General features: G+C 73.2%; 8 protein-coding genes. 2 read left to right on the forward strand and 6 right to left on the reverse strand.

The window, feature by feature from the left end:
* Nucleotides 1-168: 168 nt before the first annotated feature.
* Nucleotides 169-1,218: a methyltransferase domain-containing protein gene (locus KF840_01860; protein MBX3023634.1), complete on the forward strand. Its 1,050-nt coding sequence runs from the start codon at nucleotides 169-171 to the stop codon at nucleotides 1,216-1,218.
* A gap of 27 nt (nucleotides 1,219-1,245) precedes the next feature.
* Here the strand turns inward: KF840_01860 and KF840_01865 are convergent, their stop codons facing one another.
* Nucleotides 1,246-3,015 carry a radical SAM protein gene (locus KF840_01865; GenBank protein MBX3023635.1) on the reverse strand — a complete coding sequence of 590 codons (1,770 nt, stop codon included), beginning with the start codon at nucleotides 3,013-3,015 and terminating at the stop codon, nucleotides 1,246-1,248.
* 422 nt (nucleotides 3,016-3,437) lie between these two features.
* Between KF840_01865 and KF840_01870 the strand changes: the two genes are divergently transcribed.
* Complete coding sequence (locus KF840_01870) at nucleotides 3,438-3,575, forward strand: hypothetical protein (GenBank protein MBX3023636.1); 138 nt, start codon at nucleotides 3,438-3,440, stop codon at nucleotides 3,573-3,575.
* A gap of 76 nt (nucleotides 3,576-3,651) precedes the next feature.
* Here the strand turns inward: KF840_01870 and KF840_01875 are convergent, their stop codons facing one another.
* The 5 genes from KF840_01875 to hflK all read right to left on the reverse strand — a co-directional run bounded on the left by KF840_01875 (nucleotide 3,652) and on the right by hflK (nucleotide 10,945).
* Nucleotides 3,652-5,067, reverse strand: a complete 1,416-nt coding sequence (locus KF840_01875; protein ID MBX3023637.1) for a hypothetical protein — start codon at nucleotides 5,065-5,067, stop codon at nucleotides 3,652-3,654.
* A 34-nt stretch (nucleotides 5,068-5,101) separates the two neighbouring features.
* Nucleotides 5,102-6,520: an MBL fold metallo-hydrolase gene (locus KF840_01880; GenBank protein ID MBX3023638.1), complete on the reverse strand. Its 1,419-nt coding sequence runs from the start codon at nucleotides 6,518-6,520 to the stop codon at nucleotides 5,102-5,104.
* A 76-nt stretch (nucleotides 6,521-6,596) separates the two neighbouring features.
* The gene (locus KF840_01885) at nucleotides 6,597-8,642 is read right to left on the reverse strand and encodes a hypothetical protein (protein ID MBX3023639.1); all 2,046 of its coding nucleotides are present in this window, start codon (nucleotides 8,640-8,642) and stop codon (nucleotides 6,597-6,599) included.
* 345 nt (nucleotides 8,643-8,987) lie between these two features.
* Nucleotides 8,988-9,863 carry a protease modulator HflC gene (gene hflC / locus KF840_01890; protein ID MBX3023640.1) on the reverse strand — a complete coding sequence of 292 codons (876 nt, stop codon included), beginning with the start codon at nucleotides 9,861-9,863 and terminating at the stop codon, nucleotides 8,988-8,990.
* Nucleotides 9,863-10,945 (reverse strand): FtsH protease activity modulator HflK, encoded by a 1,083-nt coding sequence (gene hflK / locus KF840_01895; GenBank protein MBX3023641.1) that lies wholly within the window; start codon nucleotides 10,943-10,945, stop codon nucleotides 9,863-9,865. The genes hflC and hflK overlap by 1 nt, the downstream gene beginning before the upstream one ends.
* Between the last annotated feature and the right edge of the window lie 81 nt (nucleotides 10,946-11,026).

Raw genomic sequence — 11,026 nt, forward strand, 5'->3', positions numbered from 1 at the left:
TGTGACCTTCGGCCACGGGGGTGGACCCGGGCGAGGCGCTGGGGCTACGATTCGACCGCGTCACGCTGCACACGCAGCGGTCTCGTCTCCCGGCGATCGTTGGCACGGCTCGTGCCCTGGTAGATCGGCACCGCGTCATGCGGATTACCCCATCACGAGGAGGACACGATGGACGAAGCGAAGTTGGAGGCTTTCGTACACCAGGCGCTCGGCGACATAGGGTCGGCGCTGACCGCCGCGCTGGTGGTGATCGGCGACAAGCTCGGGCTCTACCGCGCCATGGCGGGCGCCGGTCCGCTGACCTCGAGCGAGCTGGCGGCGCGCACCGGCACCACCGAGCGCAGCGTGCGCGAGTGGCTCGCCGGGCAGGCGGCGGCCGGCTACGTGACCTACGACCCGGCGAGCGAGCGCTACGAGCTGCCGCCGGAGCACGCGGTGGCGCTGACCGACGAGAGCAGCCCGGCCTGCGTCCTCGGCGGCTTCCAGGGGATGACGGCGGCGATGCGGGCGACGCCGAAGGTCGTCGAGGCCTTCCGCCACGGCCGCGGGGTCGGCTGGCACGAGCACGATCCCGAGCTGTTCCTCGGCACGGAGCGGTTCTTCCGCCCCGCCTACAACGCGCACCTGGTGGACGAGTGGATCCCGGCGCTCGACGACGTGCAGGCGAAGCTCGAGGCCGGGGCGGAGGTCGCCGACGTCGGCTGCGGCTACGGCGCCTCGACGATCATCCTCGCCAAGGCCTTCCCGCGCTCGCGCTTCGTCGGCTTCGACTACCACGCGCCGTCGGTGGCGGCGGCGAGCGAGCGGGCCGGCGCCGCCGGGGTCGCCGACCGGGTGCGCTTCGAGGTCGGCACGGCCAAGAGCTTCCCCGGCCGCTACGATCTGGTGGCGTGCTTCGACTGCCTGCACGACATGGGTGATCCCGTCGGCGCCGCGGCGCACGTGCGCGATGCGCTGCAGACCGACGGCACGTGGCTGCTGGTCGAGCCATTCGCCCATGACCAGGTCGCCGGCAACCTCAACCCGCTGGGCCGCATCCTCTACTCGGTCTCGACCCTGGTCTGCACCCAGGCGTCGCTGGCGCAGGAGGTCGGCGCCGCGCTCGGCGCCCAGGCCGGCGAGGCGCGGCTGCGCGACGTCGTCACCCGCGGCGGCTTCAGCCGCTTCCGCCGCGCCGCCGAGACGCCCTTCAACCTGGTGTTCGAAGCGCGTCCGTAGGAGCGCGTCCGACGGCCCCGCCGCCGGTCAGCCGCGGCCCGCGACCACCGGCAACTCGCTGCGCCGCCCGGCGCGCGCGCCGGCCCGCTGGGCGGCCGCCGACGTGCGGTAGAGCTCCAGATCGGCGACCGCGGCCGGCGCGATGGCGGCGTCGGAGTAGTCGCGGCGGCGCGGATCGCGCGCGATGCGGCGCCGCATGCGGTCGATCGACCACAGCAGCTTCAGGGTCGGCACGTAGGTCGTGACGATGTCGCGCACGCGGCGGACGGCGAAGGTGGCGAGAGGCTCCCGCGGCAACCCGCTGCGGCGCTGGCGGCGCAATTTGCGTCGCAGCAGGCCGCCCTGCAGCGGATGGACCCCCTCGAAAGCCGCCGTGGCGTAGAAGTAGAAGGCCATCTCGGCGACGCGGCGACCACTGGTGCCGTTGGCCATGGCGCGCCGGATGAGCGTCGCGATGTGATCCGGCGAGTAGTACAGGTGCCAGGCGCGGCGATAGATGCCGGCCCATTCGGCGTCGGACATCCGCGGGTGCGCGGTGGTCACGTGCTCGCTGTCGTAGCGATTCATGTCCGGGTCCATGGCGACGCCGGCGCGCGCCAGCTCCTGGTGGTCCTTCGAGCCCGGCAGCGGCGTCAGCATGAAGAACTCCAACGCGTCGATCGGCAGCTCGCGCTGGATGATGCCGATGTCGCGCTCGATGCTCGCCACGGTGTCCTGCGGAAAGCCCAGGATGTAGCCGGCGAAGGTGAGGACGCGCCGCCGCCGCCATTCCTGCAGCATGGCGCGGTACTCGTCGATCTGGTTCTGCCCCTTGGAGGTCGCCCGCAGGCTGTCCGGATTGATGTTCTCCAGGCCGATGAACACCTTGGTGCAACCGGCGCGCGCGGCCTTGGCGATGAAGTTCGGGATCTTGTGGCAGCAGGTATCGACCTGCATGTTGAGATGGATCTTGAATCCGTGCTCGTGGCGCAGCGCGATGATGCGGTCGAGAATCGCCTCCCAGTTCCGGTTGCGGGCGAAGTTGTCGTCGGTGATGAAGAAGCTGCGGATGCCGCGCGCGGCGTTGACGCGGATGAGCTGTTCGACGTCGTCGGCGCTGCGATGGCGCGACGTGCGTCCCTGGACGTTGATGATGGTGCAGAAGCTGCAACTGAACGGGCAGCCGCGACCAGCGTCGAAGGAGGCGATGTTGCCGAGGTAGCGGCGGACGGTGCGCCGCGGCAGCACCGGCAACGGTTGCGCCTCGAGCCCGGGCAGATCGCTCATGAAGTTGTAGAGCGGCGCCAGGGTGCCGGTGTCGGCGGCGCGCAGCAGCGCATCGAGCCGCCCCTCCGCCTCGCCGGCGAAGAGGGTGACGCCGAGCGCCCGCGCCTCCTCCAACTCGGGCGGCAGCGCCGGCAGCATCGCCAGGCAGCCGCTGACGTGGAACCCGCCGATGGCGACCTGGATGCCGGCGGCCCGGAGCGGCCGCGCGATGTCGAGGGCGCGCGGGAACTGGTTGGTCTGCACCCCGACCAGACAGACGAGCCCGCGCCGCCGGTTGCGCTCGAAGCGGCGGATGATCCGGCGCAGCGGCAGGACGGTGGTGGTCTCGTCGCGCACCCGCACGTCGAGCCGCACCTCGCTGCCCAGCACCTGCCGCTGACTCGCGCTCGCCGCCAATCCGTAGAGGCTCGACAGCGAGTTCGAGGGGACGCTGCCGCGCCACCACTGGATCACATAGCCGTCGTCGTCGTAGTGCGACGGCTTCAGCAACTCGAGCAGAAAGGTTCCGGCCCCGGCGGATGATCGCTGCATGCGTCCCCTTGGGTGGTGGCCGCGTGGACCCGGTCCCGCCGCCGAAGCCCACCTGCGCCGGCGCCGCGGACGACAGACCCGTGATGGCTGCGCCCGGGCCCAGTAGAGCGCCCGCGCGCGTTCGGACAAGGGCTCTCGCAAACTGTGACAGAAGCGTGATGAACGGGCGCGCGCCATTGGTTGGTTGCGACGGGCCGCGCGGATCGCCCATCGCGCGCCCCGCTCCGCGGTCATCCGCACCTCACCCTCGCTTGCGGTCGCGGGGTCGATGGGCGATGGTGGCCATGGAGCGGTGAGGACGGTGGAGGAGGAGGCAGCCCGCTGCCATCCGTGGCGGCAGCAGAATGGAGGCCTCTTCCATGGCGTCCGCTTGGTTCGGCCCATGCCCGCACTGTCATTCGGCCCTGTCCTATCTGGAGGGCGTGACCGGTAGCACCATGAAACCCGTCTGTCCGCGCTGCCGGGTCGCCGTGGCAGTGGAGCGCGCGACCTTCCTGATGGCGGACCACTCGCGGCCGGTGCCCTATCCGAAGGAGCGCCGCCCCACGAAGGTCGAGTAGGGAAGCGCGGTCCGCCGCGATCGTTCGCGAGCGCGGTCGACGGACCGGGTCTCCGGCCGCCAACTGTCGATTCAGATCACGCGACGGGCGGCGTCTCGCGGGCGGCGAAACGATCGCGGCGGACGATCGCGAAGCGGGCCGTCAGGCGCTCGGTGTCGTAGTCGTTGGCGACGCTGCACAGATCCTCGGGGCCGCCGTAGGTGACGTCGCCGCCGACCAGGGCGCGCAGGTGCAGGTCCTCGGTGACCTGGTAGCCGTCGAAGTGGGTCCACAGCGCCTGCCGGCCCCACCCGAACTGCGGCGCCAGGCGCAGGTAGACGTCGAACGGAATCGGCACCACCGCGTACGCGGCCGGATCGAGCCCCAGGTCGGCGCAGACGCGCGGCCCGCGCCGGCGCACGCAGTCCTCGATCGCCCGCCGCGACAGCGCGCGGCGGCGCGGCAGCGCCAGCGCGTCGAGCAGCGGGGTGCGGGCGTTGGGATCGCTCTCCGGAACGGTCTCGACGAGGAGGGTCTCGGCGCCGAAGTACGGCAGGTAGCGGGTGCCGGCCGAGGTGACGAAGGGATGCAGCATGAGCAGGTCGAGGGCCTGGCGCAGGGTGCCCGACATGCCCGGTGGATAGGCGTGACCGCAGGTGCTGCCGGCGGCGGCGCGGTGGGTTTCGGTCAGCGGCCGCTCCGGGAAGGCGGCGCGGGCGGCGCAGTCGCAGCTCAGGTAGTCGTTCAACGCCCCGTCGTCGGCGATGGCGATCATCGCCAGGCCGAGCGCCTCGGCCCGCCGCGCCACGTCGTCGGCGAACGGGGCGCGCAGCGATTCGACGAGGTTCGCCGGCGGCAGCGGAATGCGGACGCGCGCCAGCCGGCTCTCCGGCATCGCGACGAGGAGCGCCGCGCTCAACCGCTCCGCCTGGTCGAAGTCGCCCTTCTCCGCCGCCTCGATGATGCGCCGCTGCACGTCGCCGGCGCTCACCGGCGTCGGCGCGGCCACGTCGGCGACCACCTCCAGACGCTCGAAGTGCGCCAGGCGGGCGCGATAGAAGTCCGCCCGCTCGCGGTCGCGCGCGATCAGCAGGCGGAGCCAGGCGACGCACTCGTCGCGGGCGCGGCCGAGGTGCGCGCTGGGCCGGACGATCAGGCCGCTGAGCGCCAGGGCATCGGCGTCGGCGACGAAGACGCGCGGCCCGTAGACGACGTCGCCGAGCGCCAGCAGGCGCTGGTGCGCGGCCAGGTGGTGGCGGTCGCGCGCGCCGCGCTGGGCCAGCGTCCGCACCGTCGCCCAATCGCCGCGCTCGGCGCCCTGGCGCAGCTCCCGGGTCAGCGCGCCGAGATGGGCGCGCTCCTGCCGCAGCGCGGCGTACCGCTCCTCGGGCAGGAGCGGCGCGAGCAGGGCCTGCGCGCGCTCGAGATAGACCTCGCCCCAGGGGAGATCGGCGGCGTGCAAGCGCACCAGGGCTTCGATCGCCGCCAGCTCGCCGTCCTGCGCTTCGATCATCGCCGGCCCCGCCCACGCATCACCGCGAGTCTCCTCACCCACCTTCCACCGGCCCCGATCGGTGATCAAGCGCGATGCGTTGCAGATCGCCGGCGACCGCCGCGTTCCAGCCCAGGGTCGCGCGCAGGGACGCGGCCAGCGCCGCGGCGGCGGCGGGTTCGCCGTGGACGACGAAGACGCGCCCCGGCGGCCGGGTGAAGCCGGCCGCCCAGCGCAGGATCTCGTCGCGATCGGCATGGGCCGAGAAGCCGTCGAGGGTGACGACCCGGGCGCGCACGGGGATGTCCTGGCCGTACATGCGGAGCGCGCGGGCGCCGTCCTGCAGCGACCGCCCGCGCGTGCCGGCGGCCTGGAAGCCGGGCAGCAGCACGGTGGCGCGCTCGTCCGGCAGCCGACGCGCGAGGTGGTGGAGCACCCGGCCGCCGGTGGCCATGCCGCTGCCGGCGATGATGATCATCGCCCCCTGGCGGTCGTTGAGCGCCCGGGAAGCCGCCGCGGTGCGCACCAGCGTGTAGTGCGTCGTCGAGAGCGGCGACTGGTTCGCATCGATGAGGCGCCGCATGTCGAGGTCGTGGTCTTCCGGATGCCGGCAGTAGATCTCGCTGACGTCGATCGCCATCGGGCTGTCGACGAACACCGGCAGCGCGGGAATGGCGGCGGATTCCTCGAGCTGGCGCAGGGTCCAGACCAGCTCCTGGGTGCGGCCGACGGCGAACGCCGGCACGATCAGCGGCCCGCCGCGCGCCACCGCCTCGCGCACCACGGCAGCGAGCGCCTGCGCCGCCTCGGGAGCGTGGACGCGATCGCCGTACGTGGACTCGACGAGCAGCACGTCGGCGTCCCGCGTCGGCTCGGGATCGCGCAGGATCGGCCGCTGCCAGCGCCCGAGATCGCCGGAGAAGACCAGGCGCAGCGGCCGCGGCCCGACCTCGAGGTCGACCGTGGCCGACCCGAGGATGTGGCCGGCGCGGCGGAACAGCGCCGACAGCCCGGCGACGACGGGAAAACGGGAGCCGTAGGGGTGCGCCATCGCCAGCTCGACCGCCGCCTGGGCATCGGCGGCGGTGTAGAGCGGCAGCGCCGGATGGTGCTTGGTGTAGTGGTAGCGGTTGGCGCGCTGCGCTTCCTCCTCCTGCAGCTTGGCGGTGTCGAGCAGCAGCACCGGCAGCAGATCGGCGGTGCCCGCCGTGCAGTGGATCGGACCGCGGAAGCCGCGCCGCACCAGCAGCGGCAGGTAGCCGGAGTGGTCGAGATGCGCGTGGCTCAGCACCACCGCGTCGATCGTCGCCGGATCGAAGGGCGGCGCCTGCCAGTTGCGCAGCCGCAGCGCCTTCAGACCCTGGAACAGGCCGCAGTCGAGCAGCACGCGGCGGTCGCCGACGGTGACGAGATACTTCGACCCGGTGACCGTCCCCGCCCCACCGGCGAACAGCAGTGTCGGCGCCTCGCTCATCGAGCCTTGCCCATAGCGGAACCCGCCGCCGATGCCAGCGGCGGGGCGCGGCGGATGGCGTCGGCCACCCGCGCGTTCACGGTGGCGCGGGGCCGGCGGCGGCTCCGGCGACTGGCGGGCCGAGCGAGCCGCAGAGGACGTCCGCGAAGACGATGCCGACCTGCAACTCGACGATGGGGCCGATGACGCCCGCGAACGCCCCACAGCGCTCCGGGCGAGCGTCGAGGCGCGCGCGATACGCCTCGGTGGCCTGCTGCCCGCAGGCCAGGTCGTCGAGTCGGCGGTCGCGGAGAATGCTCGTGCGGTGGCACGCGAAGAGATCGTCGATCAACGATCCGCTGGCGGCGAGCGCCGCGGCGCTGCAGCGGACCCGCAGCCGGGGCGCGTCCGGACCGGCCATGTACCGGACCACCCCACGGAAGCCATCCACCTGCGCGCGCAACCGCTGCCCCAGCCGCTTGGGATCGAAGCACGTGCCGCAGCCGACGACCGTCCGGTCGTAGACGGCCTGCGCGGCGGCCTGACACGCGGCGAGATCCGGCGCGCCGGCCGCGGCCTGGCGCTCGCACCGCAGCAGCCGGCGGACGAAGGCCATGGCCTGCCTGGCGCTGCGAAGCTGGCACGCCGTGCGCGAGGCCTCGGTGTCGACCCCCGGGGTGACCAGCATGCGCGACAGCCAGCGACTGCTTGGCGGGCGGAATGCCCGACGGGTCGGCGGGTCGACGTCCCAGAAGCGCAGCTCCCGCCCCTGCCAGCGGTCGGAGCCGGTGGCGACCAGGGCCAACGCCGCCGTTCCCGGAAGGAGATGCCGCGCGAAGACGCCGGCGACCGGCGTGGGCAGCGGTTGGTTCTCGAGATAGACGGTCGCGCCGGGCGGCGCCGCTTGCGCCGCCGCGGCGACGCGCGCGAGTTGGCGGTCGACGGTCTGGCGGACGGCCGCTCGCGGCCTGATCCAGACCGGATGCCGATACAGCCCCCACGCGTCCACGGCGACCAGCGCCAGCCCGGCGACGATCCACGCCGTCCATCGCCGGCGCGCCAGCGCGACCACGGCGGTCGCCAGGCAGAGGGTCAGGACGGCGGATCCGGCGTAGTGATACCGCTGCACGGTCGCCGTCGCGTCCGGGCCGCCCCAGGAGCGACCGAGCGCGATCACGCCGTACACCGCCAGCGCCAGCAGCAGGGTCGCGACGATGGCCCGGCGCGCCGCCGCGTCGGCCCGGACGACGGCCGCCGCCAGCGCCAGCGCCGCGGCGGCCGGCAGTCCCCACGACCACGGACCGGCCGCGCCGGCGAGCGGGGCCCAGGGGCCGGCCACGATCCCGAGCAGCGCTTGGCGAAGGAGCCCAACGAGGATGACGGGCACCGCGTCCAGGTGCTCGGCCGCCATGCTCAGCGCCAGGTCGTTCTGCCACGAGCTGTCGCCGATCCAGCGGGCGAGCCAGCGGAGCCCGAAATAGAGGAGCGGCGTCGCGAGCGACGTCCCCAGCAACGCGGCGCGCGCGCCGCCCCGCCGGGCGGCGGGCGCGATCAACATCACCGCCAGCGGCGCCGTCACCGCGATGGCGAGGCCGGTGCCGAAGCAGGTGGCGCCGAGCAGGAGCAGAAGGCCGGATGCCGCCGCGACCGCCGCCGACGGGTGCCGATCGCCGAACGGGCGCGGGGGCAGGACGAGCGCCAGGGCGCCCAGGAGCGCCGTCGCGCTGAGCACGTGGCCGTACACCGCGTACCACCCCAACGGCTCGGCGTGCAGCGGCGAGGTCCCCCACAGCAACGCGCCGATGGACGCCGCCAGGCGCCGACCGGTGAGCAGGCGGAGGACGCGGAAGAGCAGGCAGACGTTCAGCAGATGGGTCGCCAGGACGACGGCGAAGTAGCCTTGCGCGTCCAGGCCGAAGAGCCCGAAGTGGAGGCACATCAGCAGGTTGCGGGCGACCAGGACGTGCCCGGCCATGGGCTCCAGGGCGAAGCGCGCGCAGCCGCGGTCGGCGATGCGGGTGAAATTGAAGAGGTCGTCGGCGAAGAAGTAGCTGCCCAGCAGCGGCGCGTAGACCAGCGCGCTGGCGACCACGGGGAGGGCGACGGCCGCCGCGGTCCACCCTCTGCCCCAGCGCCCTGGCACGACCGACCGACCCGCGACTACGCCGGCATCCCGGCGACGCGGCGCGGCGCGGTGCCGATGGCGGGGATCGCGTTCTCCTGGTTCACCTCGTCGAGGCGACCGAGGCGCGCGCTCGTCACCGGCAGACCCTCGACGGCGCCGCGCCGGGCGCGGCGGTGGTGAGCGTGCCCTTCTCCACGTCGCCGCGCAGGTACGACACTCCCCCCAGCGGGTCAACCGCGCGGCGCCCTGAGGGCCGGATCCCGGCGCCAACGGAGCGCCGCCCCCCGGCCGGCTCGCCCACCGCGCGGCACGTGCCCGGCGCCGCCGGCTGCCACGCCACGGCGGCGGGCGGCGGCCGGCGCCTCACGGCGCGGTCTCGGCCGGGGCGCTGCCCTTGAGGAGGCGGAAGAACTCGCTGTCCGGCGACAGGATCGCGGTGGTGCCCTCGCCGAGCGTCTTGCGGTAGGCCTCCAGGGTGCGCACGAACCGGTAGAAGTCGGGATCGCGCCCGTAGGCGTCGGCGAAGATCGCCACCGCCTGCGCGTCGCCGGTGCCGCGCAGGATCTCGGCCTTCTGCCGCGCGTCGGCCATCAGGATCTGCACCTGCTTGTCCGACTCCGAGCGGATCTTGCGCGCCTCCTCGTCGCCCTCGGCGCGGAACTTCTTCGCCAGCCGCTCGCGCTCGGTGCGCATGCGGTTGAAGACGTTGAGCTCGTTCTTCTCCGGCAGGTCGACGCGCTTGACGCGCACGTCCACCACCTCGATGCCGTACTCGCGCGCCTTCTCGTCGCTGCGCGTGGTGACGCTCTGCATCAGCTCGCTGCGTTTGCCGCTGACGATCTCGGCCAGCGTGTGGCGGCCGAGCGTCTCGCGCAGGTTGGAGTAGACGATGTCGTCGAGGCGCGACTGGGCGCCGTTCTCGTCGCGCACCGAGCGCACGAACTGCAGCGGGTCGACGATGCGCCAGCGGGTGTAGTTGTCGACCACGAGCTGCTGCTTGTCGCGGGTCAGGATCTCCTTCGGCGACGACGCCTGTTCGAGCAGGCGGCGGTCGAAGTAGGTCACCGTCTGGATGAACGGGATCTTCCAGTACAGGCCGGGCTCGCGCACCACGCGCACCGGGTCGCCGAGCTGGACGACCATCGCCTGCATCCACTGCGGCACCACGAACAGCGCCGTGTTCCACAGCAGCACCAGGGCGGCGAAGACGGCGACGATGCCGATCCAGCGCCGATCCATCACGGCGCTCCCGGCGCCGCGTCCGGCGCGCCGCGGCGCATCAGCGGGTCGAGCGGCAGGTAGGGCACCGCCTGGCGCGCGGCCGCGTCGTCCATGATGATCTTGTTCATGCCGGGCAGGATGCTCTCCATCGTCTCCAGGTAGAGCCGCTGGCGGGTCACGCCGGGCGCCTTGGCGTACTCGGTCTGCAGCGCCGTGAAGCGCTCGGCCACGCCGCGGGCGTCGCGCACCTTGGCCTCGCGGTAGGCTTCGGCCTCGTTCAGCAACTGCGCCGCGGCGCCGCGGGCGCGCGGCACGACGTCGTTGGCGTAGCCGGCCGCCTCGTTGATCAGGCGCTCCTTGTCCTGCTGGGCGCTGATCACGTCCTTGAAGGCGTCGGACACCTGCGGCGGCGGATCGACGTCCTGCAGCTTGACGGTCACCACCTCGACGCCGACGCGGTAGCGGTCGAGGATCGCCTGCAGCACCTTCTGCGCCTCCTCCTGCACCTCCTCCTTGCCCTCGGTCAGCGCCTGGTCGATGGCGGTGCGGCCGATGACCTCGCGCATCGCCGCCTCGGCGGCGGCGCGCACGGTCTCCCGCGGATCGCGCACGTTGAACAGGAAGTCGGTCGGCCCGCTGGCGTCGGCGCGCACCTTGTACTGCACGATCGACTCGAGCGAGACGATGTTCTCGTCGCCGGTGAGCATCAGCGCCTCCACCGGCACCTCCTGGTAGCGCGCCGGCGGACCCTGCGAGACGGTGCGGAAGCCGATCTCCTCCTTGCGGATGGCGGTGATGCTCGGTCGGATCACCTCCTCCATCGGCCACGGCAGGCGGTAGTGCGGACCCGGATCGGTCTCGCGCACCACCTTGCCGAAGCGCAGCACGATGCCGCGCTCGTCCGGCGCGACGATGTAGACGCCGGTCAGCAGCCACAGGACGACGAGCACGCCGAGGATCAGGAAGGGATTGAGGGTGAACCGGGGCGGGTCGCCGGCGCCGCTGGGCAGGCGCGCGCGCAGGCGCTCCCAGAGCTGGCGCAGGTCGTCGAAGGGATCCTGGGACGACCGCCGCGGCGGCCACTCGGTGCGATCGGGCATGGGTCGCCGCAGCTTGCAGGTGCGGCAGCGGCACGTCAACGCGCGGCCGCCGATTTCCGCGCCGCGCGCCGGATCGCGACG

The sequence above is a fragment of the bacterium genome (assembly GCA_019637795.1).
Lineage (GTDB): Bacteria > Desulfobacterota > Binatia > HRBIN30 > CADEER01 > JAHBUY01.